26 protein-coding genes, 2 tRNA genes and 1 pseudogene are annotated in these 25,675 nt (G+C 64.4%); 12 read left to right on the top strand and 17 right to left on the bottom strand.

Annotation, left to right across the window (positions count from 1 at the left end):
- Positions 1-7: 7 nt before the first annotated feature.
- On the bottom strand, positions 8-862 hold the full coding sequence (yghU, locus tag AC13HB_RS04460; RefSeq protein ID WP_482948526.1) for a glutathione-dependent disulfide-bond oxidoreductase: 855 nt from the start codon (positions 860-862) through the stop codon (positions 8-10).
- Between the two features lie 364 nt (positions 863-1,226).
- On the opposite strand from yghU, the gene AC13HB_RS04455 reads away from it, so the two are divergent.
- The gene (locus AC13HB_RS04455) at positions 1,227-2,057 is read left to right on the top strand and encodes a hypothetical protein (RefSeq protein ID WP_482948525.1); all 831 of its coding nucleotides are present in this window, start codon (positions 1,227-1,229) and stop codon (positions 2,055-2,057) included.
- A 105-nt stretch (positions 2,058-2,162) separates the two neighbouring features.
- On the opposite strand, the gene AC13HB_RS04450 is transcribed toward AC13HB_RS04455, so the two are convergent.
- The 6 genes from AC13HB_RS04450 to hemC all read right to left on the bottom strand — a co-directional run bounded on the left by AC13HB_RS04450 (position 2,163) and on the right by hemC (position 7,509).
- Positions 2,163-2,238: transfer RNA gene (locus AC13HB_RS04450), tRNA-Thr, on the bottom strand.
- 92 nt (positions 2,239-2,330) lie between these two features.
- Positions 2,331-2,984: a uridine kinase gene (gene udk / locus AC13HB_RS04445; RefSeq protein WP_482948524.1), complete on the bottom strand. Its 654-nt coding sequence runs from the start codon at positions 2,982-2,984 to the stop codon at positions 2,331-2,333.
- 3 nt (positions 2,985-2,987) lie between these two features.
- Positions 2,988-4,460: a heme biosynthesis HemY N-terminal domain-containing protein gene (locus AC13HB_RS04440; protein WP_482948523.1), complete on the bottom strand. Its 1,473-nt coding sequence runs from the start codon at positions 4,458-4,460 to the stop codon at positions 2,988-2,990.
- A complete protein-coding gene (locus tag AC13HB_RS04435; RefSeq protein WP_482948522.1) occupies positions 4,457-5,776 on the bottom strand; it encodes a hypothetical protein in 1,320 nt (439 codons plus the stop codon). Before AC13HB_RS04435 ends, AC13HB_RS04440 begins: the two co-directional genes overlap by 4 nt.
- 33 nt (positions 5,777-5,809) lie before the next feature.
- A complete protein-coding gene (locus AC13HB_RS04430) occupies positions 5,810-6,547 on the bottom strand; it encodes a uroporphyrinogen-III synthase (protein WP_482948521.1) in 738 nt (245 codons plus the stop codon).
- Positions 6,544-7,509 carry a hydroxymethylbilane synthase gene (gene hemC, locus AC13HB_RS04425; RefSeq protein ID WP_482948520.1) on the bottom strand — a complete coding sequence of 322 codons (966 nt, stop codon included), beginning with the start codon at positions 7,507-7,509 and terminating at the stop codon, positions 6,544-6,546. Before hemC ends, AC13HB_RS04430 begins: the two co-directional genes overlap by 4 nt.
- A 36-nt stretch (positions 7,510-7,545) precedes the next feature.
- Here hemC and tsaD point away from each other — a divergent pair, with 36 nt between their 5' ends.
- From tsaD to tcmP, 7 genes are all read left to right on the top strand, one after another.
- Positions 7,546-8,679 (top strand): tRNA (adenosine(37)-N6)-threonylcarbamoyltransferase complex transferase subunit TsaD, encoded by a 1,134-nt coding sequence (tsaD, locus tag AC13HB_RS04420; protein ID WP_482948519.1) that lies wholly within the window; start codon positions 7,546-7,548, stop codon positions 8,677-8,679.
- Positions 8,676-9,677 carry an NAD(P)H-dependent glycerol-3-phosphate dehydrogenase gene (locus AC13HB_RS04415; RefSeq protein ID WP_482948518.1) on the top strand — a complete coding sequence of 334 codons (1,002 nt, stop codon included), beginning with the start codon at positions 8,676-8,678 and terminating at the stop codon, positions 9,675-9,677. The genes tsaD and AC13HB_RS04415 overlap by 4 nt, the downstream gene beginning before the upstream one ends.
- Before the next feature lie 13 nt (positions 9,678-9,690).
- A complete protein-coding gene (locus AC13HB_RS04410; RefSeq protein ID WP_482948517.1) occupies positions 9,691-9,987 on the top strand; it encodes a YciI family protein in 297 nt (98 codons plus the stop codon).
- On the top strand, positions 9,984-10,319 hold the full coding sequence (locus AC13HB_RS04405) for a Rieske (2Fe-2S) protein (protein ID WP_482948516.1): 336 nt from the start codon (positions 9,984-9,986) through the stop codon (positions 10,317-10,319). The genes AC13HB_RS04410 and AC13HB_RS04405 overlap by 4 nt, the downstream gene beginning before the upstream one ends.
- A gap of 159 nt (positions 10,320-10,478) precedes the next feature.
- Positions 10,479-10,952: an MAPEG family protein gene (locus tag AC13HB_RS04400; RefSeq protein WP_482948515.1), complete on the top strand. Its 474-nt coding sequence runs from the start codon at positions 10,479-10,481 to the stop codon at positions 10,950-10,952.
- A 125-nt stretch (positions 10,953-11,077) separates the two neighbouring features.
- Positions 11,078-12,886: a translation elongation factor 4 gene (gene lepA / locus AC13HB_RS04395; protein ID WP_482948514.1), complete on the top strand. Its 1,809-nt coding sequence runs from the start codon at positions 11,078-11,080 to the stop codon at positions 12,884-12,886.
- Between the two features lie 83 nt (positions 12,887-12,969).
- Positions 12,970-13,863 (top strand): three-Cys-motif partner protein TcmP, encoded by an 894-nt coding sequence (tcmP, locus tag AC13HB_RS04390; protein WP_482948513.1) that lies wholly within the window; start codon positions 12,970-12,972, stop codon positions 13,861-13,863.
- On the opposite strand, the gene AC13HB_RS04385 is transcribed toward tcmP, so the two are convergent.
- Both AC13HB_RS04385 and AC13HB_RS04380 read right to left on the bottom strand, forming a co-directional pair.
- Positions 13,839-14,591 (bottom strand): DUF5131 family protein, encoded by a 753-nt coding sequence (locus AC13HB_RS04385; protein ID WP_482948512.1) that lies wholly within the window; start codon positions 14,589-14,591, stop codon positions 13,839-13,841. The two genes, tcmP and AC13HB_RS04385, sit on opposite strands and share 25 nt — an antisense overlap.
- A gap of 146 nt (positions 14,592-14,737) precedes the next feature.
- Positions 14,738-15,343, bottom strand: a complete 606-nt coding sequence (locus AC13HB_RS04380; protein WP_482948511.1) for a hypothetical protein — start codon at positions 15,341-15,343, stop codon at positions 14,738-14,740.
- A gap of 150 nt (positions 15,344-15,493) precedes the next feature.
- On the opposite strand from AC13HB_RS04380, the gene AC13HB_RS04375 reads away from it, so the two are divergent.
- A complete protein-coding gene (locus AC13HB_RS04375; protein ID WP_482948510.1) occupies positions 15,494-16,021 on the top strand; it encodes a peroxiredoxin in 528 nt (175 codons plus the stop codon).
- 120 nt (positions 16,022-16,141) lie between these two features.
- Complete coding sequence (gene serA, locus AC13HB_RS04370; protein ID WP_482948509.1) at positions 16,142-17,350, top strand: phosphoglycerate dehydrogenase; 1,209 nt, start codon at positions 16,142-16,144, stop codon at positions 17,348-17,350.
- 26 nt (positions 17,351-17,376) lie between these two features.
- Here serA and AC13HB_RS04365 read toward each other — a convergent pair whose 3' ends face one another.
- The 3 genes from AC13HB_RS04365 to msrA form a co-directional block, all read right to left on the bottom strand.
- Positions 17,377-18,054 (bottom strand): HAD-IB family phosphatase, encoded by a 678-nt coding sequence (locus AC13HB_RS04365; RefSeq protein ID WP_482948508.1) that lies wholly within the window; start codon positions 18,052-18,054, stop codon positions 17,377-17,379.
- A complete protein-coding gene (locus AC13HB_RS04360) occupies positions 18,051-18,614 on the bottom strand; it encodes a carboxymuconolactone decarboxylase family protein (protein WP_482948507.1) in 564 nt (187 codons plus the stop codon). The genes AC13HB_RS04365 and AC13HB_RS04360 overlap by 4 nt, the downstream gene beginning before the upstream one ends.
- 78 nt (positions 18,615-18,692) lie before the next feature.
- Positions 18,693-19,346: a peptide-methionine (S)-S-oxide reductase MsrA gene (msrA, locus tag AC13HB_RS04355; RefSeq protein WP_482948506.1), complete on the bottom strand. Its 654-nt coding sequence runs from the start codon at positions 19,344-19,346 to the stop codon at positions 18,693-18,695.
- Between the two features lie 149 nt (positions 19,347-19,495).
- Here msrA and AC13HB_RS04350 point away from each other — a divergent pair.
- Positions 19,496-19,586, top strand: a tRNA-Ser gene (locus AC13HB_RS04350).
- 225 nt (positions 19,587-19,811) lie between these two features.
- Positions 19,812-19,895: pseudogene (locus AC13HB_RS04345) on the top strand (IS6 family transposase); the annotation flags it as partial.
- Between the two features lie 71 nt (positions 19,896-19,966).
- Here AC13HB_RS04345 and AC13HB_RS04340 read toward each other — a convergent pair.
- The 5 genes from AC13HB_RS04340 to AC13HB_RS04320 all read right to left on the bottom strand — a co-directional run.
- Positions 19,967-21,298, bottom strand: a complete 1,332-nt coding sequence (locus AC13HB_RS04340; RefSeq protein WP_482948505.1) for a tetratricopeptide repeat protein — start codon at positions 21,296-21,298, stop codon at positions 19,967-19,969.
- Positions 21,295-22,596, bottom strand: a complete 1,302-nt coding sequence (locus AC13HB_RS04335) for an aKG-HExxH-type peptide beta-hydroxylase (protein ID WP_482948504.1) — start codon at positions 22,594-22,596, stop codon at positions 21,295-21,297. Before AC13HB_RS04335 ends, AC13HB_RS04340 begins: the two co-directional genes overlap by 4 nt.
- Positions 22,593-24,176, bottom strand: a complete 1,584-nt coding sequence (locus AC13HB_RS04330) for a radical SAM protein (protein ID WP_482948503.1) — start codon at positions 24,174-24,176, stop codon at positions 22,593-22,595. Before AC13HB_RS04330 ends, AC13HB_RS04335 begins: the two co-directional genes overlap by 4 nt.
- Complete coding sequence (locus AC13HB_RS04325; protein WP_482948502.1) at positions 24,176-25,333, bottom strand: hypothetical protein; 1,158 nt, start codon at positions 25,331-25,333, stop codon at positions 24,176-24,178. The genes AC13HB_RS04330 and AC13HB_RS04325 overlap by 1 nt, the downstream gene beginning before the upstream one ends.
- Positions 25,334-25,341: 8 nt before the next feature.
- Positions 25,342-25,675, bottom strand: a 334-nt coding sequence (locus AC13HB_RS04320; protein ID WP_482948501.1) for a hypothetical protein, incomplete at its 5' end; no start/stop codon positions are given.

Here is a 25,675-nt window from a genome sequence, read left to right as displayed (position 1 = left end):
GCGGTACCTATTCCGCCGGCGTCTTGAAGTCGTCGGCGGAATGGCGTTCCGGCATCTGGGTGGCCTCGTCGCCCCAGACCTTGTTGACCCTTATGCCCCGCTTCACGGCGGGGCGTTTGGAGATGGCGTCCGCCCAGCGCACGACATTCTTGTACTCGCTCACCGAAAGGAATTCGCCGGCGCTGTAGAGCAGGCCGCGCACAAGCGCGCCATACCAGGGCCAGGTGACGATATCCGCGATCGTATACGCGTCACCGGCCAGATACTCACGGTCGGCGAGATTGCGGTCCAGCACGTCGAGCTGGCGCTTCACCTCCATGGCATAGCGGTCGATCGGGTACTCCATTTTCGCCGGCGCATAGGCGTAGAAATGCCCGAAGCCGCCGCCGAGATAGGGGGCCGAACCCATCTGCCAGAACACCCAGTTCATCACCTCGGCACGGGCCGCGGGCTCGGTTGGCAGGAAGGCGCCGAACTTCTCCGCCAGGTGGAAGACGATCGAGGCGGATTCGAAAACGCGGATCGGCGTTTCGCCGGAACGGTCGAGCAGAGCCGGAATCTTGGAGTTCGGGTTGATGTCCACGAAGCCGCTGGAGAACTGGTCGCCTTCGCTGATCCGGATCAGCCAGGCGTCGTATTCGGCGCCGGAATGACCGGCCTCCAGAAGCTCCTCGAACATCACCGTCGCCTTCACGCCGTTGGGCGTGGCGAGGGAATAGAGCTGGAAGGGGTGCGATCCCGCCGGCAATGGCTTCTCATGGGTCGGGCCGGCGATCGGCCGGTTGATATTGGCGAAGCGCCCGCCGCTCTCATGGTCCCAGGCCCAGATTTTCGGCGGCACGTATTCGGTCGTTCCGGTCATGATCAATCCCTTGTGGCTGCGAGGACATTTAGGAACGCAATCGCTCGGGACAATGCTACCGATGATGACAGACGCGTGATCATGTGCGGCGCGGCCATGCCGGCGAGGTGACGACGAATGCCGTCCAGACCGGGCGGGCCGTCGACGAGGTCGCATCCCAGGTCGCCCAAATACAGGCCTCGACCGGGGAGCCGGTGTCCTTGACGGGGAATATCTGACCGGAGACATCAAGCCGGACGCAGCGCTAACGCCAACTCGCAAGCCTGCACTCTCACGTCATCATTGTCGCTTCACGCAAGCAATTGCCTTTCAAGACAGGACAGCGACTGATAACGTGCCCGAAAGAAGCTTTGGGGGGCTTTCAATGGTTTATCGTCGCGCCAACTGGTTCGTGGGTCTTACGCTCGTCGTTATCGTTGCCGGATTCTGGTCGAGTTATTTCTCCCGGATCGGTGACGTACCGCTGGCATTCCATGTCCACGCATTCACGTCGACCGCATGGGTGACCCTCCTGATGGTCCAGGTCTGGTCCATCCACAACCGGAAAAACGCCCTTCACAAGACATTGGGCAAGGCCAGTCTGGCGATGTTTCCGCTGCTGATCGTAGGGTTCGTCGCGATCATCAACATGACCGCCTGGCGGCTTGCAAACGACCCCAATCCGGTGACATCGGCCTTCGCACCGAGCTTCGGGATCGGCATGGTGACCGCCATCGCCATGTATCTGGTGCTCTATTATCTGGCGTTGAAGAACCGGAAGACGATCGCGCTGCATGCGGGCTATATGCTGATGACGCCGGCGGTCCTCTTCGAATCTCCGTTCAGCCGCATTCTGCTCGACAAGGCTCCCTTCCTCATTTTCACGGGGTCGGAATTTCCGCAGACCATTCTCGACGCCATCGTGATCAGCATGGCACTCGTCGTCGTCTTCTGCCTCGTGCTGTATGCGTTCAATCGCAAGTTCGGCGCCCCCTTCCTGCTCACCGCGCTCATGATCGCGGGACAGGCGGTCCTGATGTATATCGCCCCGTCGATCGGTTTCCTGCGCAGCGGTTTCGAAGCCTATGCCGCCATTCCCGATCCGGTCACGCTCACGGCCGGTCTGGCAGCGGGTATCCTGGTGTCCTGGCTCGGCTGGAAACACGGCTCGCCCCGGAAAATTCCGCCCGCCTCGGCTGCCGTACCGGGAGAATAACGCGAACCGCTCCCGGAGCAGCACCGATCGCATTTCATTCGAGTATCGCCTCGTCATCAGAACAGGCGAGCGCCCGGATCGACCGGAGCGGGATCAAGGGAGAAATGGTGCCGCTTGCGTGACTCGAACACGCGACCTACGCATTACGAATGCGTTGCTCTACCAGCTGAGCTAAAGCGGCCGACCATTGTGTGTGCCCGCCCGTGCTGGGCGAGAGGCGGCGGAAACTAACCGCGAACGCGGCGGTGCACAAGTCCCTCTGCAGCGCGAAATTCACTCCCCGCCATCGCGCGGCACCGCCTTGCCCGCGAGCACATCGATCCGGCGCAGGATCGGAGCGGCGAGGATGTCGAAATCCGGTGCGCCCATATTCTCCAGCACCATGTCGGCCTGCTTGCGCTGAGGCTCTACATACAGGGCGTGCATGGGCTGGACGATGGTGTCGAATTGCTGCCGCACGAAGTCCGGCGTCCGCCCGCGCTCGGCCACGTCGCGCTTTTCGCGCCGCGCATAGCGCGTTGCCTCGCAGGCATGGACATAGACGCTCAGATCGAAGCGTGCCGCGAGGTCCGGATCGGCGAGCAGGTGCAGGCCCTCGACGACGATGACGGGTCGCGGCTCACAGGCCAGGACCGTCTCGCTGCGGCAATGCGTGGTGAAATCGTATTGCGGAATTTCGACCGTGAGCCCGGCGCGCAGGGCGTCGAGATGCGAGGCGAGCAGATCGTGATCCTTGGCGGCGGGCTCGTCGAAATTGAAGGTGGAAGGGTCGAAGTCCCGCATATTGCCGGCGTCCACATAGTAGTCGTCTTCCTTGATGATCTGGCTGCCCTGCCCGGCCAGCTGCTCCGCCACGGCGTGGGCCAGCCGCGTCTTGCCCGAGGCCGAGCCCCCGACAATGCCGATCAGATAGCAGGTTGCCGTCATGGATCAGGCGGCCTCGCCGGTATCGCCGCTATCCTCTTCCTCCTCCGGCACGCCGGGATCGTCGGGCATGCGCGCCGGCGTGTCGGCGAAGCTCGCCGCGCGGGCGGCCGCTGTGCGCCTGGGTCGCGGGGATTCCAGGAGGGTGGTTTCGGGCACGGCGCCGGCCGTGCGCTCATAGCGTTCATAGCGCGGGTGGGTCAGACGTTTTTCGTCGCCATAGACATAGACCATGCGTTTCCAGTCGTCCGGCGTATAGGCGAAGAGGCGGCCGTCCGGGTCGATATCCGTCCAGTCGGCTTCCGTTGCTGCGTGGGAGGCGCGCGTCATCCAGCGGCGGGCCTGCTCGTCCGCACCTTCCAGACGCGCGACGCGCGCAGCGAGCGCGCAGACGCGGGAGGACGGCGTGTCCGGTTCGAGCAGCGGCGCGATGCGCTCGCGGGCTGTCACCGCATCACCGGCTTCCAGCGCAGCCTGGACCAGGATGAGACGGCTTTCGCGGTGATCGGGATTGCGCTCGGCCAGATGCGTCAGGCGCTCCTGGCGTTTGGCTTTCGTATCCGACTTGCGCAACTCGCCATAGGCCTGGGCAAGGGCCGGGTGCGGCGCCGATGTCCAGGCCGCTTCGAGGACGTCCGCAGCCCGCTTGTGCCGACGGCCCTCGGCCAGCAGGCGCGCAGCGAGAGCGGCGGCCGGGGCGAAGCCCGGCGCGGCCTTGTGCGCAGAGGCGGCGAGCTCGCGGGCCTGTTCGGCATCGCTGTCCTCGATATCGAGGGCTGCAGCGGTAAGCAGAACGGCCCGGCGGCGTCTGGCCGTGTCCGGCGCGACATGCTTGCGGCGCTCGCCTTCGGCCAGTGTGGAAGCGGCCTCGCGCCAGCGGCCCTGGGCAACCTGTGCGTCGAACAGCGCATCGAAGGCCCAGCGTGCGGTGCGAGCGTGTTGGTAAGCGTCAGCCGCATGCTCGGCCGTGGAATGACTGTCGCCGCGCTCGTGCGCGATCGTGGCGAGGCCCCGGCGAGCGACGAGCCGCGTGCGTTGGTCTTCGAGCAGGGCTTCGTAATGGGCTTCCGCACCGTCCAGATTGCCGGCGGCTTCCGCGGCCCGGGCGGCCAGCAGGCGCGACAGGGCGGGTCGGTCCAGCAGGGCGTCGGCCCGCGCCGCCTGGCGCACGGCGGTCTCGCCATCCCCGGCTGCCGACGCGATCAGCGCCCGCTCGAGCGCGTCATATCCATGCTCGCGGCGGCGGCGGGAGAGGAAGGCCTTCACCTTGTCCGGCGAGGTCCAGAGCATGTAGATGCCCCACCAGACGACCAGCAGGACAAAGGCGAAAAGAATGATGGCCCCGGCCGCGACGACGAAGGGCATCTCCATCGTCGTGCCGAGAAACTCGAAGCGGGCGGTGCCCGGATTGAGTGCCAGGAAGGCACCCAGCGCGGCCGTAAGTATGGCAAAGACGACGGCGAGGATGAGGCGGATCATGCCGGGTCTTCTCCCTGTCTGGCGGCTTCCTCGGCGAGCGCCTGGCGCAGCGAGAGCAGGCGCGCTTCGATGTCGAGCCGGGCCCGGGCGGCCAGCAGCCAGTCGCGGGCGCTCTCGAGCGCGGCGCCGTCGAGCTGTTCGGTCAGCGTCACCGCGCCGGCGAGGTCCTGTTCGGCCAGCCGGTTCTCGGCGAGACCGGTGATGGCCAGTGGTCCGGTGGCATCGCCTTCTCCGTCGCTCCGGCGGACTTCGATCAGACCGAAGAAGACGCGTCCCGGTCCGGCGGCCTCGCGGATCGCATCGCCGGGATAATCGGCGGTAAGCACGTCGCGCGAGGGAACGCCGGAGCGGGCATAGCTGCTCATCGCGGCCAGATCCTCATTGCCGCGCCAGAGCCGGGCAAGGGCGGCGCGCTCTGCCTCGAAACTTTCGCCGGTGATGGCAATCTCGCGCAGGGCCGTCAGGGCGAGCGCGCGGGCGGCCAGGCGGCGCGAAGCCTCGCCCGTATCGGCGTCGCGAGACTGAGCCGAGGCTTCGTTCGCGGTCGACTGGGCATTGCGGGCAAGCGCGGCGGTATCGGTCAGCGCGCTTTCCAGTGTCTCGATCCGGGCTGCAAGGGCCGCGAGTTGCGCTGTGCTGGCTGTGTCCCCCTGATCGGTCTGCTGCTGCGCCATCGCCGTCTCAAGCGCATCGAGCCGCTCCGTGAAGTTCTGGAGCACGGCCGGATCGATGGCGGGTGCCGCCCGGGACTGGGCCGCGTCGAGCGCCTGGTTGGCGAGGGCGTCGAGCGTTGCGGTCGAGGCCTCCAGTTCCGCGAGGCGGGACTCGATCGCCGCCATGTCGACATTGCCTTCGACTGCAGGGCGATTGTCCTCGGCGGCTTCCAGCGCGGCAATGCGCGCTTCGAGCGCGTCCGTATCGATGGCGGTTTGCGTGCCGTCGGCGGACGGCGCAGGCCTGGTCTCCAGCTCGGTGAGGCGCGCAGCGATGCTGTCGAGCCGGGTCGTCAGCGTCTCGGTCGGATCGGCGGGTGCCGGACGATCTTCCAGTCCGGCGAGTCGCGCCTGCAGGGCATCCACCGTTTCGCTCAGCGAGGCGTGCTCCGCGGCTGTGCTGCCGTCATCGGCCGGCGGGAAATAGATCGCGCCATAATAGCCGAGCGCGCCGCCGCCGAACATGGCGAAGACGAAAACGGTGAACAGGGCGAGGAAGCCGGGACCGCTTTTCGGGCGCGCCGCAGCCGGCGGTGCATCGTCAGCGGGTTCGAACTCGGCATCTACGGGTTCGGGGTCGAGAGGGTCGTTTGGATCAGCCATGGTCGCCCATGATTCGCGCGGGTTTGGGCCAGCTTAGGGTGCGTCGCCTGCGGGCGCCAGTTCCGAGCTTTCATCGAGCAGCGCAAGAAGCGCGTCCTCGTTCGGCTCGCGAGCGGCCACGAGGGCGGCGAAGCCCGCGCCGGACAGCGGCTTGAGCGCATTGTCGGAAATGCCGTAGGCACGGACCGAACCGAGCCAGTGGTGCAGTCCGAATTTGCGGGCCAGGTCGAGAAAGGTCTTGGCGCCGCGTGCGGAGTGGACGAGGACCTGGACCGGAGCGCCGGACACGATCGCCGCGATGGCTTCCTCGGAGAGGGCATCCACGGGCACCGCGCCATAGCCGATGGCATCGCGCACGCGATAGCCGTCGGGCTTGAGCGCACCATTGAGATCGCCAGCGACATGAATGCCGCGCACATGCAGGAAGGCGCCTTTCTCGGGCTTGGTCTTGCGCCGGACGAGTTCGGCGAGCGCATTCACGTCGCCCCTGGCCGAATGGACCTTGCGGAACCCGATATCATGCGCGGCCCTGGCCGTGGAATCGCCGACGGTGAAGACGGGCAGATCGCGTTCATGACGCCGCGGGCCCCAGGCACGCACGCCGTTGGCGCTGGTGAAGACCAGGCCCTGGACATCCTCGAGACTGGCGTCGATGCGGGCCCTGAAATTGATGTCGAGGACGGGCGAGACGATGGGGTTGATCCCCATGTCGCGCAGGCGCGAAATCGTGGTTTCCGCGCCGGGCCAGCCCCGTGTCACCAATACCGTCATGCCAGACCCAGCGCCGCGGGCAGCTGGTCGCCGGCCGCGTCCCGGATGGCCTGGCCGAGGGCCCGGCCTGTCTCTGTCGCGCTGTCCATATCGGCTTTCTGCACGTCGAATCGCACCTGTTCGCGCCATCGAATCCGGCCATCAGGAGTCAAAACTTCACCGATGAAGTCCATGGATTCGATATTCACATGGCCCGCGATCGGCGTCCGGCAAGAACCGTCGAGGGCGCGCAGCATGGCGCGCTCGGCCGTGACGGCGATCCGGGTCGGAGCATGATCGAGCGTAGAGAGGCGTTCCAGCGCGTCGCCGTCATCGGCGCGTGCGGCGACACCGACCGCGCCTTGCGCTACCGCCGGCAGCATTTCGTCGGCCTCGAGCGGCGCGCCCTTCGCCTGCGCCTTGCCGAGCCGCTTGAGGCCGGCCCGGGCGAGGAAAGTCGCGTGGATATCGCCCTCGGCGAGCTTTCCGAGACGGGTGTCCACATTGCCGCGCAGCGGGACGACGGTGAGGTCCGGGCGCGCATGGAGCAATTGCGCCTGGCGGCGCAGGCTGGCCGTGCCGACCACCACGCCTTCCGGCAGATCGGCGAGGCGCGTCTCGCCGCCCAGCGAAAGCAGCATGTCGCGCGGGTCCTCGCGCTCGAGGATGGCGCCTATGACCAGGCCGTCGGGCAACTCGGTAGGAACGTCCTTCATCGAATGGACAGCATAACGCGCGCGGCCATCGAGCTGGGCCTCGTCGATCTCCTTGGTGAACAGACCCTTGCCGCCCGCTTCCAGCAGGGTGCGGTCCTGGATCCTGTCGCCGGTGGAGACGAGACCGAGAATGGGAAAGGCCGCTTCGATATCACCGGCGGAGAGGCCGCAGGCTGCACCCAGCCGGGCCTGTACGTCGCGGGCCTGGACGAGGGCGAGCGGGGATTTGCGGGTGGCGATGGGCTGCGGAGAGGACGGTGGCTTCACGTTGCAGTATCCCGGTCTTGAGGCTAGTGGTCAGACATGGACTTAGACCCCTCCGCCGCCCCGGCGCAAGAACATCGGCTCACCGTGCTCGGACTGGAATCCAGCTGCGACGAGAGCGCGGCGGCGATCCTGCGCCGAAAATCCGATGGCGGCGTCGAGGTCCTGGCCGATCTCGTCCTCTCCCAGACCGAAGCGCACGCCCCCTTCGGCGGTGTGGTGCCGGAGATCGCCGCGCGGGCCCATGCGGAGGCCATGGACGGGCTGGCCAGGGCTGCTCTGGAGGAGAGCGGGCTCACTCTGGCCGATATCGACGCCATTGCCGCGACCTCAGGACCGGGACTGATCGGCGGCGTTATGGCGGCACTGATGACGGCCAAGGGGCTGGCGCTCGGCTCCGGCAAACCATTGATCGCTGTTAACCATCTTGAAGGTCACGCGCTTTCGCCACGTCTCAGCGAGCCGCTGGACTTCCCGTACCTCCTGCTGCTCGTCTCCGGCGGCCATACCCAATTGCTCGTCGCGGAAGCTGTCGGCACGTATCACCGCCTAGGCTCGACGCTGGACGATGCGGCCGGCGAGGCCTTCGACAAGACGGCCAAGGTTCTCGGCCTCGGCTTTCCCGGCGGACCGGCGCTGGAGCGCTGTGCGGCATCGGGCAATGCGAGACGGTTCGACCTGCCCACGCCGCTCAAGGGCAAGCCCGGTTGCGACTTTTCCTTTGCCGGACTGAAAACGGCGGCCCGGCAGATCTGGGACCGGCTGGAGAACCCCGCCGAACAGGACAAGGCCGATCTCGCCGCTTCGGTCCAGGCGGCCATTGCGGCCAGCCTCGCCAACCGTACGGGCCGGGCCCTGGCACTCTTTTCGGAGCGCTACCCCGATGTGGCCACGCCGCGTCCGCTGGTCGTGGCCGGCGGCGTCGCCGCCAACAAGACAGTTCGGACCGCCCTCGAGGCCGAGGCGGACAGGCACGGCTTCCGGCTGATCGCACCGCCGATGAAATGGTGTACGGACAATGCCGCCATGATCGCCCTGGCCGGGCTTGAAAAGCTCGAGCGCGGCCAGACCGACGAACTGGACGCGCCGGCGCGTGCGCGCTGGCCTTTGGATGCGGCCTCGGCCAAGCTGGCCCCGGTGATCGGTTCCGGACGGAAAGGACCCAAGGCGTGACGGATTATCAGACGATTGGCGTGATCGGGGCCGGAGCCTGGGGCACGGCGCTGGCGCAGACAGCCGCGAAAGCCGGCCGCAGCGTTTTCCTCTGGTCTTTCGAGACCGATGTCGCCGACGCGATCAATAGCAAGCGCGAGAACACGATCTACCTGCCCGGCGTCGAACTCGAGCCGGCGATCGAGGCGGTAACCGCGATCTCCGATCTCGATGCCTGCGACGCCGTGCTGGCCGTTGCTCCCGCCCAGCATCTGCGTCGCGTGCTGGAAGGCTATATGCCCTATGCGCGGGCCGAAGTGCCGGTCGTGCTCTGCGCCAAGGGGATCGAACAATCCTCGCTCTCCCTGATGACCGAGGTTCTGCGCGAGACCATTCCCGCGGCCAGGGCGGCCGTGCTGTCGGGGCCGAGTTTCGCGATCGATACCGCCCAGGGCCTGCCGACCGCCGTGACGCTGGCCTGCGAAGACGAAACGGTCGGCAATGCGCTGATCGAGGCGCTCGGCACGACCCGTTTCCGTCCCTATCTCGCGACCGACCTGATCGGCGCCGAGATCGGCGGGGCGGTCAAGAACGTCCTCGCCATCGCCTGCGGGATTTCCGAGGGGAAGGGCCTGGGCAAGTCGGCCCACGCCGCCCTTATCTCGCGCGGATTTGCGGAAATGACCCGTCTCGCCCTGGCGCTCGGCGCGCAGCGCGAGACGCTGTCCGGACTGTGCGGTCTGGGCGATCTGGTCCTGACCTGCTCTTCGCCGCAATCGCGCAACATGTCCTGTGGTCTCGCGCTGGGGCGCGGTGTCCACCTCGACGACATCCTCGCCCAGCGCCGTGCCGTAACCGAGGGCGTGGCGAGTGCGCCGGCGGTGGTCGCGCTGGCGAAACAGTATGGCGTGGAAATGCCGATCTGCGAGGCCGTGGACGATATCCTCGCCGGCCGGACCGGAGTCGACGACGCCATCGAGACCCTGCTCTCCCGACCTTTCACGCTGGAAACGGCCTAGGGAGACCGTAGCGATGCTCTTTCTGGTAAGAGGTTACGACCGTCCCGGCGCGCTCGACCTCCGCAAGGCCAATCGCGATGCGCATGTTGCCTGGCTGCAGGCGGCCGGCGCGTCGATCAAGGCCGGCGGTCCCTGGCTCGACGAGCATGGCGATATGGCGGGCTCCCTCCTCATCGTGGAGGCCGAGGACCGTACGGCGCTCGATGCCTGGCTGACGACGGACCCTTACGCGTCCGCGAACCTTTTCGAGCGTGTCGAGATCGCGCCCTATAAATGGGTGATCAATCCGCCGGCGGAGGCCGATGCGTGAGACCCAGACCGCCCGCCGGCACGGTGCTGGCGAAACTCGACGATTTGCCGGATCCCGGCGCGCGGGCCTCCGTCTGGGAAAAGGGCGCGGTCCTGCTCGTACGCAAGGGCGAAACCGTCACCGCCTGGTCCAATCTCTGCCCGCATGCCGGACTGCCGCTCTCCCTGCCCGACGGGCGCGGCCTCCTGCACAAGGGCGAGACGCTGGTCTGTCCGGTTCATGGTGCCAGTTTCGACGCGGAAAGCGGAGCCTGTACAGGCGGCCCGGCGACCGGTTCCGCGCTGGACCCGATCCCGGTCGAGATCGTCGGCGGCGAGGTTAGGGCCGTCTAGGGATATCGACCGTCCCTCGGCACTCCTCCCGTAAAGCCGGGCGGAAAAGCTGTGGCGCTGTCAATCTTTCCATCGCTGCGTGTCGTCTTCCGCTTGTCGTGCGATTGCTTTCTTGCGGATCGAGGCCGACACTCGGCGCCGCAATGAGGGAGGCTCGCCATGTCCGTGTACACGATCGAGAATCCGGTTTTCGCGACCTATCTGATCGCAGCAGCGCTCATGGTGCTTAAAATCATGGGGCAGGGCTGGATGACGGTCTATCGCATGCTGCGAAGCGATTCCGGCCTGGTCAGCCCGGAAGACCTGCAGCGCGGCCTGATCAACAAGAATCCGCGCCCCGAGCAGCTGGAGCCGAATGATTATGTCGAGCGTTCGCGGCGCATGCATCGCAATGATCTGGAGAATATCCCGGCCTTTCTCGTTATCGGACTTCTCTTCGTGGCGATTGCACCGCCGCTCCTCGCGGCGCAGGTCCTTATGTACGGCTTCGTGGCGGCCCGCCTGATCCATGCGGTCGTCTACGCGACCGGTCAGCCGCACGAAGTGCGCGCGACTTTCTATACGATCGGTTCGGTGATCGTGATCGTCATGGCGGTCTGGGTGCTTGTCAGGGCGATCTTCGTGGTGCTTTAGCCCGGTCCTGGGTGCGACCGAAACCGGCGGGGCCGCCCGGGCGGCCGCGGCACCGGACGTATTCATTCGTCATTACAGCCGATCCTGCTTGGCCAAAGGGCGCGGCAATGCTACCTGCCCGCTCCATGAGCACAGATCCGTCCCTTATCCGCAATTTCTCCATCGTGGCGCACATCGACCACGGGAAATCCACGCTTGCCGACCGGCTGATCCAGTTCACCGGTGGTCTCACCAATCGTGAGATGAAACAGCAAGTGCTCGACAATATGGAACTCGAGCGCGAACGGGGCATCACGATCAAGGCGCAGACCGTGCGCCTCGACTATACGGCCAAGGACGGCAAGACCTACGTCCTCAACCTGATCGACACGCCCGGCCATGTCGACTTCGCCTATGAGGTCAACCGGTCTCTCGCCGCCTGCGAGGGCTCGCTCCTCGTCGTCGATGCCTCCCAGGGCGTGGAAGCGCAGACGCTGGCCAATGTCTATCAGGCCATCGAGGTCGATCACGAGATCGTCCCGGTGCTCAACAAGATCGACCTGCCGGCCGCCGAACCGGAGCGGGTGAAGGAACAGATCGAGGATGTGATCGGCCTTGACGCGTCCGACGCCGTGGAGATTTCCGCCAAGACGGGCCTGGGCATTCCCGACGTGCTCGAAGCCATCGTCTCCCGCCTGCCGGCGCCGGATGCCGGCGATCCGGACGCGCCGCTCAAGGCCATGCTGGTCGACAGCTGGTACGACCCCTATCTCGGCGTCATCTGCCTGGTGCGGGTGATCGACGGGACGCTGAAAAAGGGCATGAAAGTCCGCCTCATGGGAACGGGGGCCGCCTATCCGGTCGACGGCGTGGGCGTATTCCGCCCAAAAAAGGAAATGATCGACAGCCTCGGCCCGGGCGAGATCGGCTTTCTCAACGCCTCGATCAAACAGGTCCGCGATGCCCGCGTCGGCGACACGGTGACCGACGACAGACGTCCTGCCGACAAGCCGCTGACCGGCTACAAGCCGGCCCAGCCCGTGGTCTTCTGCGGCCTCTTCCCGGTCGACAGCGCCGAGTTCGAGGATTTGCGCGAGGCCATCGAGAAGCTGGCGCTCAACGACGCCTCCTTCTCCTATGAGATGGAGACCTCGGCAGCGCTCGGTTTCGGTTTCCGCTGCGGCTTCCTCGGCCTGCTGCACCTCGAGGTTATCCGCGAGCGTCTCGAGCGCGAATACGATATCGAGCTGATCACCACGGCGCCGTCCGTGGTCTACCGGATCAAGATGACGGACGGGGAGGAGATCGAGCTTCACAACCCGGCCGACATGCCCGATCCGGTGAAGATCGACACCATCGCCGAACCCTGGATCAAGGCGACCATCCTGGTGCCGGACGAGTATCTCGGCGGCGTGCTCAAACTCTGCCAGGACCGCCGCGGCATCCAGACCGAGCTGACCTATGCCGGCAACCGCGCCATGGTGGTCTACGAGCTGCCGCTCAACGAGGTCGTGTTCGACTTCTATGACCGTCTGAAATCGGTCTCCAAGGGCTATGCCTCCTTCGACTATCAGTGGATCGAGGACCGCGAGGGCGATCTCGTGAAAATGTCGATCCTGGTCAATGACGAGCCGGTGGACGCACTCTCCATGGTCGTGCACCGCGCCCGCGCCGAAGTGCGCGGCCGGGCCATGTGCGAGAAGCTCAAGGATCTGATCCCGCGGCACATGTTCAAGATCCCGATCCAGGCAGCGCTCGGCGGCCGGATCATCGCCCGCGAAACCCTGTCCGCCCTGCGCAAGGACGTGACGGCGAAATGCTATGGCGGCGACGCCACCCGGAAGCGCAAGCTTCTGGACAAGCAGAAGGCCGGCAAGAAGAAGATGCGCCAGTTCGGCAAGGTCGAAATCCCGCAGGAAGCCTTCATCGCCGCGCTCAAGATGGACGACGACTAGGCAGGCGCCGCCGTGCTTACCAAAATAGTTGAACTCAATTAAAAATACGACCTATCATTGCGTGAAGGCGCTTGGGGGTCGTTTTGAGCGAGCATATTTTTGGGAGTGGGCTGACGGACATCAAGCTGGCGATGGTGGAAGCCTACCTCAGGGCATTCACTACCGCGCTTCAGGGAAAGCCGAATTTATCCTGCCCATTTGAGCTATGGTACATTGATGCCTTCGCGGGAACAGGCGAGCGGACGATAAAGCTTAGCACGGACGAACCAAGTCTTTGGGTGACGAAGCCATCGCAAATTGTGGAAGCAAAAAAGGGGTCTGCAAGGATCGCTTTAGAAACTTCGCCTCAGTTTGATCGTTTGTTCTTTTTCGACCGTAAGAAAAGTCATGCTCAAGCATTGAAGGGTCTCAAGCGCGAGTACCCTGATCGTCAAATAGAAATTCGTTGTGGAGACGCAAATAAATTCCTTCAGGAGTCTATAGACTGGAAGGGGTGGAATAAAGTGCGCGGGGTCCTTTTTCTCGATCCATATGGGATGAGCGTTGATTGGGAGACGTTGAAGGGACTGAGCGAAATAGGATCATTGGACATTTGGTACCTAGTGTCTTTATCGGGTCTATACCGACAAGCGACAGTCCAAAGATCTAAGCTTGATGAATCAAAGCGATGCGCGCTGAATCGAATGTTAGGCACGGACGAATGGGAAAAGGCTTGGTATCCTCCCGACCCTCAAGCTGGACTGTTCGATGCGCAGGAGCCGCGAGAGACGGTTCGCCAGGCCAAAATCGACATCATTGAGAAATTTGTGACGAAGCGATTGAAGACGATTTTTCCGCTCGTGAAGGGGCCAAGGCGATTGTACAATGATCGCGGGTCACCAATGTTTTCGCTATATTTTTTGGTTTCGAATAAGAGTTCCAAAGCACAGGCTTTGGCGGGTAAAATTGCAGATCACATTCTAATTTCCGGCAATTGATCCCAAGTTTGCCCTTTGTAAGTGCGGCCGGCCGCTTTTTTGTTCGTTCCTCCCCATTGCTTGAAGAAAAATGCGGTTTCAGAGACTAGGCAGCGTAGCCTAATTTCCTCAACCCATTTTGGTGCCATTGGTCGTGCTTTCGGGCCAGATTCGCCTCCGACTATCGCCCAATGAATTCCGTGCAAATTGCATCCGGAAACCGACCCGATCAGGGGCTCAAACGAAACGAAGCGAATCGCGGCAGGAACACCGCGCAGGTCATCCAGACGGCACAAGACTTGAGAATCTTCGACGCTCGTTCCGAGCCAAACGTTTGGTAGAACGGGGCCCCCCAGTTCAGACAAAATGATGCGCATTCTATCGGGCCGCTTGGTGAGGATCTGGTATGTATGTTGCGGCGTGCTTTGCATCGTATTCCAGACCTTACGCACAAAATCTGGTGGAACATCGGGATGGAACAGGTCTGACATCGAATTGACGAAGACCTTGCGAGGTTTCTTCCATCGAAGCGGAGTTTCAAGCGCGCTTTCATCAAGGTAAATTTTGCCGGTCCATACCGATCGACCACCGCTCTTTCTTGTGAGGCCGGAATATTTTTCCACGCCCATCGTTTCAAGCCTGGCGGCCATTCGCATCGCATAGCAATTGGAGCATCCACTCGTCGCGATTGCACACCCTGCAACGGGATTCCATGTTACATCGGTCCATTCGATTGAAGTCTCAGCCATGCTTCGCTCCTATAGTATCGAGAGAATTTCGATGCATTAACCATGCCATCAATGTTCATGGTATGTTCTTTCGCGGGCCCGAGGTAGGCATAGTACGCGAAGTATTTGGGCAACGCCTTCATCGCCGCGCTCAAGATGGACGACGACTAGGCAGGCGCCGCCGCGTCGGCCAGCACGGTGTCGATAATCGTCTGGATGTCGTTAAGGCTCGTGATCGGGTAGTCCTTTACCGGCGACGCGTTTTCGTCGGGCCAGTAGGTTCCGTCAGGGATGTCGACCCGCGCGCAGGTTTCGCCCAGATCCACAATGGCCTGGAGGATCGATGCCTGGATGCCGGCCCAGTTCGGCTGGCTGGCGCCGATGCCGGTTCCCAGCGAGAAACGACCCTTCCAGGTCGGCACGACGATCGTCTTGCCGGCCGCCGCCAGCTTGCCCAGTTTCATATAGGCAGCCGCATTCTTCGGCATGTCGCCGTAATTCATCGTGATGATGCCGATATAATGCGGATGATTGCGGCCGCGCGTCGGACCGTTTGTCCCCGCCATGCCGGCACCGCCTATAATCGTGCCGATATCGTCTTCATGGCCGTAATTGCCGGCATTGGCCCCCCACAGGTAATAGCTGTCGCGGTCCCATACGGTCCAGACGACGGCCGGGTCGTCCGGCGGCGAGCCGGTCCACCAACTGCCGGGGAGTTGGGGTATGTCGGAAAAGGCCAGAACGCCGGTACGCACATCAGTTTCGTCGAGCATGACGCTCTCCTTTCGATTGCGTGTGACGGAAATTATATCATAGCGTGTTATCGGGCAACGGAAATCCCGGCCGAATGGGCCAGAGCCCTTGCTTCCGCGGCGATCCGCGCCATCTTGTGACTGTACAAATCGCGCCTCGAGGGAGCTCCCATGCGTCGTTTCATTGCCTCTATCGCTGCGGCCACCTGCCTGTCCGGCGCCGCTCTGGCCGAACTGGACCCGGGAGAGACCGCTCCGGACTTCACGGTCGAAGGCTTCCAGGGCGGAGAGCCGGTCTCCTTCCATCTCGCCGAGGCCCTGGCCGACGGTCCCGTCGTACTCTTCTTCTTCCCGGCCGCATTCACGTCCGGCTGCGAAGCCCAGGCGGCGAGCTTTGCCGAATCCATCGAGACCTTCGAGACCGAGGGCGCGACGGTGATCGGCGTGACCGGCGGCAATACGGACCGGCTGGCTGAATTCTCCACGCAGCACTGCGCCAGCGCATTCCCGGTCTTCGCCCTCGGCGACGACATGATGGGCGATTACGAAGTCCGGCTGATGATGCGTCCAGGCTGGACCAGCCGCACCTCGTATGTAATCGACCAAAATTCGACGATTGCCTTCACCTGGTCCGACATGAACCCCTATGACCACGTCGATCAGACGCTTGCAGCGGTTCGCGCCCTGAACGCCGAATAATCTTTCGCGCCCGGCCATGCCCGGTTTCCGGCCGGGGGTGGCCAAGGCGCGCCGGACATGTTGCGGTGCGGTACAAATCGCTTAACTAGGTTGAGCCGTCCTGCCGCGAGAGTCGCCGTCATGTCCGATAAAGTCGTCCTCTTCGAGAACATCCACCCGCTCGCCGACCGCGCCTTCGAGGCGGCCGGTATGGAGATCGAGCGCCACGCGGCCGCCTTGCCGGTCGATGCGCTTCATGCCGCGCTCGGAACGGCCTCCCTGGCGGGAATACGCTCGCGGACGAAGATGAACCGGGCGGCCTTCGACGCCGCGCCCGCGCTGCAGGCGCTCGGCTGTTTCTGCATCGGCACCAACCAGGTCGATCTCGACACCGCCGAGACGCGGGGCATCCCCGTCTTCAACGGCCCCTTCGGCAATACCCGCTCGGTGGCGGAACTGACCCTGGCCTCCGTCATCATGCTGATGCGCGGCATCCCCATGCGTTCTTCCGCGGCAATGCGAGGCGAATGGCTGAAATCGGCCACCAATTCGCACGAGGTGCGGGCCAAGAAGCTGGGGATTATCGGCTACGGCAATATCGGCTCGCAGCTCAGCGTGCTGGCCTCCGCACTCGGCATGCACGTCTATTTCTACGATATCGAGCCCAAGCTGGCGCACGGCAATGCGCGCTCCTGCGGGTCGCTGGACGAATTGCTGGAAATCTCCGACGCGATCACCATCCACGTCCCGTCCACGCCGCAGACGCGCGGCATGATCGACTCCGAGGCACTGGGCAAGATGAAGAAGGGCAGTATCTTCATCAATCAGGCGCGGGGCGATCTCGTCGATATCGACGCGCTCGCAGCCGCCCTCGAGAGCGGGCACCTGAACGGCGCCGCCGTCGATGTCTTCCCCAAGGAGCCGGCATCGAAGGACGAGGCCTTCGTCTCGCCGCTCCAGGCCTTCCAGAACGTCATTCTGACCCCGCATATCGGCGGCTCGACCCTCGAGGCCCAGGCGTCGATCGGCGAGGACGTGTCCAGCAAGCTGGCGCGCTACCTCTCGCAGGGCTCCACCAAGGGCGCCGTCAATGTGCCGGAGATCGAGCCCGGCGAGATCAAGCCGGGCCGGGTCCGCCTGCTCAGCTTCCACCAGAACGCGCCCGGCTTCCTGTCGCGCCTCAATGACGTGATCAGCGCCTCGACCGCCAATATCGCCGCCCAGCGTCTGGAGACGCGCGGCGCGCTGGGCTATGTCGCCTCGGATCTGGAAGGCGAATTGCCGCCGGGCTTCATCGATCAGGTCAACGGTCTGGAAGGGTCGATCCGGGCCCGCCTCATCGCGGGCTGACAACCGGCGCCCGGGCCGAAGCGCTTTCAGCGAAGGCCCAGCGCCTTGGCCAGGCCGTCCATGGAACGCACATAGTCTGCGCCGGCATACTCGCAGGCCGCGATCAGGACTTCGCGGCGGGCGATCAGGCCGAAACCGACGAAACGGTCCACCGCCCCGGTCTCGAAGGCCTCGAAGTCCGTCATCCCGTCACCGACCATGACCGTTTCGGACGCGCCGCCGCCGATTGCGTTGAGCACATCGCCCTTGCCGCCATTGCGCGAGAGCGGGATGTCCGGGTCGAGCCCGGCCACCTTGTCGCCGTCCCAGGTAAAGCGGTTTGCGTGAACCGTGTCCGCCGCGAAACCGAGATCCTCGAGTACCGGCGCGATCAGATCGGCGAAACCGCCGGAAATGGCGTGCAGCCGGTCGCCCCGGTCGCGCAGCTTTGCCAGCAGCGGCGCCATGCCCGGCGTCACCCGCTTGCGCAGGCGCTCGGCAATCTCGTCAACGCGCGCCCGGTCGAGTGCGGCCATGTGAAGGCGCGCCTCCAGGCTTTCCCGCAGCGGCATGGAGCCGGTCATGCCGGCCCTGGTGATCTCGTGCAGCCGCTTTCGCGCATCCGCACTGCCCGCAGCGCTGCCGAGGGCCGCCTCGATAGCGGTGTCCAGGGACTCGACCCGCAAGAGAGTCGAGTCCACGTCAAAGGCGATCAGTCGGGTCATTCGATCAACCCGGCAGCCCGGCCCCAATCGGTGTAGTTTCCTTCGCGCCGGGCCTTCAGGTCGGATTCGCCTGGCGTGGAGAAGAGCGGCTTGGGGGCAATGCCCGCGCCGTCGAGAATCCGGTTCATGAAATTGAACAGCGCGGTGACCTGAACGGCGTCGTACAGCGCCTCCTCGCTCCAGCCGGCCGCGAGCACGGCATCGGCCTGCGCCCGGGTCGTGCGGGACGGTGTCTCGGTGAGCTGCCGCACATAGTCGAGCAGCGGGATCATGGATGCCTCGACGCCGGCGGCTTCCGGTCCGTCATGGACCAGCGTCTCGACGAAGTCCGGATCATAGCCGAATGCCTGGGCCATGGTCTTGTGGGCACCATAGCAGAAATGGCAGGCATTCAGGCCGGAGACATAGGCCGAGATCAGTTCGCGCTGTCCCGTCGACAAGGCCGAAGGGGCACGCATGATGTCGTCATGCAGGGCGAGAAGAGGCGCGACGCCTCGCGGAAACCGCTTGAACAAGGCCTCGAGATAGTCGTCTTCGGCGAGACTTGGGAAATGCGGCATGCGGGTCTCCTTGACGGGCTCGACCCTAACGAGACCGCTCTGCCTTGTCAGCGCTTCTGTGACGTGCCCGGAACCCCGTCAGGCCGAGACGCCGACGCCGATCGGACAGACCACGCCCGTACCGCCCAGCCCGCAATAGCCGTCCGGATTCTTGGCCAGGTATTGCTGATGATAGTCTTCGGCATAGAAGAAAGTGCCGGCCGGCGCGATTTCGGTCGTGATCTGACCGTGACCCGACTTGTCGAGTTCCGCCTGGTAGGCCTCGAGGCTGGTGCGCGCCAGATCGGCCTGTTCGGACGTGGTCGTATAGATCGCCGAGCGGTATTGCGTACCGCGATCATTGCCCTGGCGCATACCCTGGGTGGGATCGTGCCCCTCCCAGAACACCTTGAGAAGGTCGTCCAGCGGGATGACGCTCGGATCGAAAACGGCCCGGACGGCTTCTGTGTGACCGGTCCGCCCGGAGCAGACTTCCTCATAGCTCGGGTTCGGCGTGGACCCGCCGGCATAACCGGCGGCCGTGTGCCAGACGCCCGGCGTTTCCCAGAACAGGCGCTCCACGCCCCAGAAACAGCCCATACCCAGCACGATCTCCTGCATGCCTTCCGGAGCGGCGAGCTTGAGGTCGCGGCCGGTGATGAAATGCGTGTCCGCCGTTGGAATTGCGTCCTGGCGGCCGGGAAGGGCCTCTTCCGCGGGGATCAGATTGGACTTCCAGACAAGGTCTGACATGGCGGGCTCCGGAGCCGGTTGCGTATACCGGAAAGATAGGAGATCGCGAGCCGAATGCCAGAGGGAGAAGTGCAGGGCCCCGGACTGTACAGCCTGCTGACTCTCTCCTTGCCGAACGCGTCTCGATGGGTATAGTCCGCGCCTCCTGCGGTGAGGTGGCCGAGTGGTCGAAGGCGCACGCCTGGAACGCGTGTAGGCGGTGTCCCCGTCTCGTGGGTTCGAATCCCACCCTCACCGCCACCCAGACCCCGCTTTGTGGCCTGGGTCCATCGATCTTCCAAATTCCCGTCAAGTTTCCGCTGCTTGCAGACACGCTCTCCCGCCTGAGACGCGAGCAAGGCTGCCCCATACCCCGCAATTCGCCCCAAATCTCAAACCGCCAAGTGAGGCGGTCCGGGTACTCTGGTTGGCAGTGTCAGAGGAAAACGGTTTGAGCGCGAAGGAGCGATTTCGAAGCCTTTTCCGATGCGTAATCTCTTCAGATACTTCAAGACTTCGCCCGAGATCATCCGCCTGGCGGTGATGATGGATGTCCGCTTTCCGCTGTCCACGACCTGACTTCAACCAAAACCGCTCCGCCGCCCCGGCCGAATGGCGTCAAATCGCGGCCTAAAGTAGGCTCAAGTTGAGACTTCCGAGATCAGTCCGGTTTTGTCTGGCAGCGCCTGGCCGGCCCCCGCCAGGATGTTCGCGGCGCGCGGCGTTCCGGCCCGCTGCAGGGCGTCCCGGGCCGCCTCCGTCATGCCGGCATTGAGATACAGCACGCCGAGCTCTTCCAGTGCGTGCGAATAGCCCGGATCGCGGCTCAGTGCTTCCTGGAAAGCGTGATAGGCCTGCATGGGCTCGTTGCAGCGGGTCAGCGCCACGCCGAGATTATGGTGCACGACGGCCCGGGCCGGATCGATCGCCAGGGCCCTGTAGTAGAATTCGAGCGCCTCATCGGCCTGACCGCAATCCTGCAGCACATTGCCCCATTCATTCCAGGCCGGAGCGTATGCCGGGTCGATCGAGACGGAGGTCCGAAAAGCAGCGAGCGCGCGCTCCGGCTCTCCCATATCACGCAGGCACAGCCCGATATTCGACCAGTGCGAGGCGCTCGCACCGTCCAGTCTTGCGGCGCTCTGGAAAGCGGCCAGCGCCAGCTCGAACAAGCCGCGCGACCAATAGGCGAAACCATGACCGGCCCACGCCATGTCGCACTCCGGATCGCGCGACAGGGCCTGACGGAAGCGCTCGTGCGCACGCTCCAGCTCTCCGCGCCGATAGGCGGCATAGCCCTCCTCGCTGAGGGTGTCGGCCAGGTCCGCATCACGCGCGCCCTTGGCCTCGACGACGAAATTGGCGGGCGTGAAACAGGCCGTGAGCGCCGTGACGGCCTCGCCCGGGCCCAGCGGCGGTCGCTCGTGCCAGACCCTCGATCCGCGACCGACCGCGATGGCGTTTTCGGCGGAGCCGAGAATGACTGCGGGTTCGTCGACCGTGTCCTCGCGGCCGAACACGTGCAGTTGCAATCCGGGCGCATCCCGCCCGGCCTCGCCCGAAATCACGTCGAGATAGACGATCAGCGTCGCTGCGCAAGCGACCGACCGGTCTTTGTGCCGGGCGAGGAAGTCGCCTTCATTTTCATAATAGGTAAAACAGCTTGCCTCGAAGGCGGGCAGCATGGGTTCGCCGAATATGCGCTCCAGGAAGGCCAGCGTATCGGGGTGTGAAAGAAAGGCCCTGGCGGTTTCACCCGGCTCGGCGCGGCAGGCCCGATAGGGACTTGCCTCTCGCGTCGTCTCGCTCCATCCGCCGCCGCGCTGGGCTGCGGCTTCGGCCTTGAGCGCGGCGAACAGTGCATCCGGCAGGACGGCGCCCGGCGTCAGGGAGAAACCATGGGCTTCGACGAAACGCGCGATCTCGGCAGTCTGGTCGGCATCGACATTCAGGGCATAATCGATCCGGCTCATAGGGCTTTCACCGCCTGCTCGATTTCCTCCAGCACGGCCTGTCCCATTGCGGTCGGCTTAGCGCGGGGTGCAAAATACGCCCACGCCTCGCGGACGCGCGCGGCCTGGAGATCGTGGATGCGCGCGGCACCCTCGGCGTATTCCGGCTTCACCTCGCCGAGACGGCGATAATAGGCGCAGACATTCACGAAAGAATGGAGGCCGTTGAGAAGCCCCTTGAGCGGTCGCTTGTCGGCGCGCCAGGGCGAGGGGTGCGTCTCGGCTCCGTCGTCCTCGATCAGCGGGTCGACATGAAAGAGCAAGCTCAACCGGGCATGAGAGCCTTCATGGCAAATCGCATCTCCGACCTGGGCCGCATCGCGCACCGACAGGATCAGCGCGCCTTGCAACCTGCCCACCGTGATCGAGGTTGTGCCCTCGCCGTCCTGGGGCTGGATGATCATGGCGTTGAGCAGGCGCCGGCTGGTCTGCCAGGCCTCCGGCCAGACCGCGTTCAGAAGCGTCGCGCCCTCGCGGAACAGCTCGATAGTCTCGCTGGCCGGAACGGGGTCGGGCGGCGGCGAGACTTCTGCTATACCGCCGGCAATATCCGGAGTCCCGTTCATGACGGACAGGCCTGCCGCTTCGGGAAGGATCGTCGCCCGGTGTCCGGCCAGCGTGACCCTCTCCTTCGGCGCTTCGGCCGGCGCCGTCACCGCACGCCCGTCTGTCCAGGTAAAGACCGTGCCATCGGCGTCGCTGCGCACGGCGACAGGGCCATGTCCAGCATGCAGCACGGTATTCGCGTGCGGGAAATATATCCCGTTCTCGCCCAGAGCGCGCTCCGGCAGGACGAGTTCCAGCGGGGCCGCTCCCGGCGCTGCGGCCAGAAAGCGGGCCGCGCGGAACGCTTCCTCGACGAGCAGGCTGTCCGGATTGCCGTCGCACAGAGCCAGCGAGGCCGCTGCGTGCGAGAAGGCCGCCAGGCGTGCAGACGGGTGCGTATCATCCAGTGCTGCCAGCGTGCGTGTCGCGACATGCTGCTCCCAACTGGTCTTCGCGCCTTCGGCGTATTGCCGGAGCCGCTCTTCGGTCCGGCGCCACAAGCCGTGGGCAAAGCGCGCGGCGAGCGCATCCACTTCCGAGCCGGCCGGTCCGGGCCAGACGATGCCGGAGATATCGGGTCCGCCGACGTTTGCCGGAGCCGTCTCCGTTCGCGATTCCACTGGTTCCGCCGGGGGCGACCTGCGATCGATCAGCGTATGGCTGCCAGGGGCGGTCTCGCCAACAGGGTTTTCGATTGCAGGCGTTTCCGTCATGCCGTGCCCCATCCGGGAATATAGGTCTCGCCCGCGATTTCCAGCGGGTCCCCCTCGCCGAAATAGGGGCCGCGATTGAAATGGGCGACCGCGTCCGCATCGAAGCTCAGCCAGCGCATCAGGAAAGGATAGATAGTCTTGAAATACCGGCATTCCGGCGTCTTGGAGCGCACCGTTCCGTATTTTTCCCAAGCCTGTACGGAACACCCCGACTGGCACAGCTCGCGATAGGCGCAACTGACGCAGTCTTCCAGCGTCTTCGGGCGTCGTTCCCGTATCTGCTGCATATGCAGATTGCGCCGCGCGGGTTCGCGCAGCGAAACGGTTTCCTCCATCACATTGCCGATCGCCAGGCCCGGGCTCTGGGTGGCGCGGCCGCAGGGATAGATCGTGCCGTCCGCGGCGACCGCCTGGAAGCTGTCGCCCGCCCCGCAATGGCCGCGCAAGCACCGGCTCTGGCGCGACTTGGACACGATGTGACGCGTCATATCGGCAATATTGGTTTCGTAGAGATCGAGCTTCTCACGCGTGATCATGTGCGCCAGACCCAGGAAATAGTCGATGATCTCGTCCTGACCGAGACTGAATTCGTCCCAGTTCTCACGGGCATCGCCGAGGAAGGCGATCGGATTGAGTTTGAACCGGGTCACCCCCTGCCCCACCAGAAAGCGCACCAGACCTTCCACCGACCCGATATTGGACCGGTTGAGCACGACAAGAGCACCGAAATTGACCCCGCGGCTCTGCATCAGATCGATCCCCTTGAGCACCTTGGACAGGGATTCCTTGCCGTTGACCTGCGGTCGGCTGAGATTGTGGGCGTCCGGGTCGCCATCGAGCGACAGGCCGGCAATGACATTATTGGCCGCCATCCAGTCTACCCGCTCCTCATTGAGCAGGGTGGCATTGGTCTGGACGCACAGATAGACGGACCGCCCGCCCCGCAACGGATGAGTGTGGATGTAGTCGGCCAAGTCACGCATCAGCTCGAACTTGATGAAAGGCTCGCCGCCGGAAAATTCGAAAGTGATACTTGGCGTGTCCGGCATGGCGAAGGCCAGATCTATCGTTCGCTTGGCCGTCTCGTCAGCCATATGCGGCATGTCCTGCCCGGCACCGGCCAGACAGTACCCGCAAGCCAGATTGCACTTTTCGGTCAGAAGGATCTCGACCAGCCGGCCCTCTTCCACATTGGCGCCGTCGCGGAACATGTCCTCATCGATGGCGCGGTGCCCGTTGAGCGTGACCAGGCCGCGCCGGTAGAGCGCCGCCACGAAATCCGCCGCATCTCCGGTTGCCTCGCCCGGCCAGGCGTCCTGGATGGACGAGAGGCTGGAACCGGGCGACAGATCCTTGAGCACCCGGGCCTCGCCCTCGGTCAGGAAGGCCCAGGACACGCTGTCGGGATGAATGGCTAACATCCGCCCGTCCAGATCCACGAAATCGAGTCCGGGGGCCTGGACGCGCAATGCGCCATCGCCCAGCGTGACGGATGCGTGCGGGTCGTAATGCTTGCCGAAACGGGCCGGATGGGTGGCCGCTTCGCGCGCTTCCATGCCGGCCGAGCGCAGATATCTCATCACACGGCCTCCGCGTCGGCCTGCGTTTCGCCTTCGGGCTCAGCCTCGAACAGGGCGACGCGTCCGGAAAAACGAACCCCGCCCGCTTCGAAACCATCGCCCTTGCGATCCAGCTTGATTCGGCCATCACTGGCTGCGAGGGCGCTGGCCAGGGCGCCAGCCTGGGTGCAGGCCATACGTTCGGGCGGGAAGCGTATATCCGTACCGTCGGCCTCGACCGTTCCGCCAGGCAAGAGCGCGATCCCGTCCCGGTCGGTGTAGAGGGCAGGTGCGCTCATTACGCTCTGCATTCCGGCGGCGAATTCCGGTTCATGCAGGGCCAGTGCCTCGAAAGCCCGGTTTGCGATCGCCAGGCTGGCAGGACAATCCGGGCGGCAGGGAAAATGCTCGATCAAGGAATAGCCGAAATAGCGGGTCAGGGAATTTGTCCTCCAAGGGTGCGCGCCGGGACCGGCCTCGGCCAGCATCAATGCGGCCACATCGCCGGAATGACGGGCCACAGCCTCGGGCCATCTGCGGTCGAACGATGCGGCACAGCAGGGCGGATAGCCCAGAACAGCGCCCATCAGGGCATCCCAGCCATAGGTCAGCCCCAGCCAGCCCATCTCCGCGCGATCCGGATCGGGGGAAACGATCAGCGAGCGTTGCGCATCCGAGCCCGCACGCGCCCGGCGCTGGTCCGTCGCGAGGTTGGCATATCCGCCCTTTCCGTCATCGGCAGTCATGACCCACTCATAGGGCGACAGGATCGCTGTCCAGCCCTGTTTTCGCGCCCACTCGGCCCAGCGCATCAGATAGGATTCCTGTCCGTGCAGCAGGGCGGCGGGCTTGGTGCCATAAGCCAGCAGGCGCAATTCCTGTGGCGGAATTTCGGTCTTGTCCGGCATGCCGAGGTGGAAGCCGAAAAGCTGGGCCGCATTGAGCAGCACATCCGGCTTCTCCGTCGGGGCTGCAAAGCCATCGATCCCGCTCGGCGCAAATGCGAAATACCGCCCCAGCGCATACCCGGCTTCGGTTGCCAGCTGGCGCCGGAATGACGCATCCCCGGCGGTCTGAGCGATAAAACGCGAAAGACGTTCCATCGCAGCCAGATCGGTCGGTCCAAGCCGGACAGGCTTGACGTCGAGCGGAGCGCTCCGGGCATACGGCGATGTCATCAGGTATACTAGCGCCTTTGCGGTCGGGCGCGCGTTTGCGCCAGGCTTTCACCGGAGCTTTCGAAACTGTTTGCCATGCGCGAAACCTGGTCGAAGCTCAGCGCCTGCCGGTTCTGGAGCTGCATGGTGAAGTCCGCATGTCCGGGTACGTTGGAGTGCGTCGTCGGCCCCGAATTCACATGCGCCGCCGCATTCCCGCCCGGCATCTCCAGCGAGCGCTGCAGAGCTGCGACCTGACTGCGGTTAAGGCGCATTCCTGAATCGTCCAGGGTACGCGAGAAATTGGCGTGACCCGGCACATTCGTGTGCGTAGTCGGTCCCGAATTGACGTGGGCCGCCGCG

This window comes from Maricaulis sp. B-26 (assembly GCF_056857855.1).
Note: the sequence above shows the minus strand (reverse complement) of the source record. Positions and strands in the feature narration are given on the sequence as shown.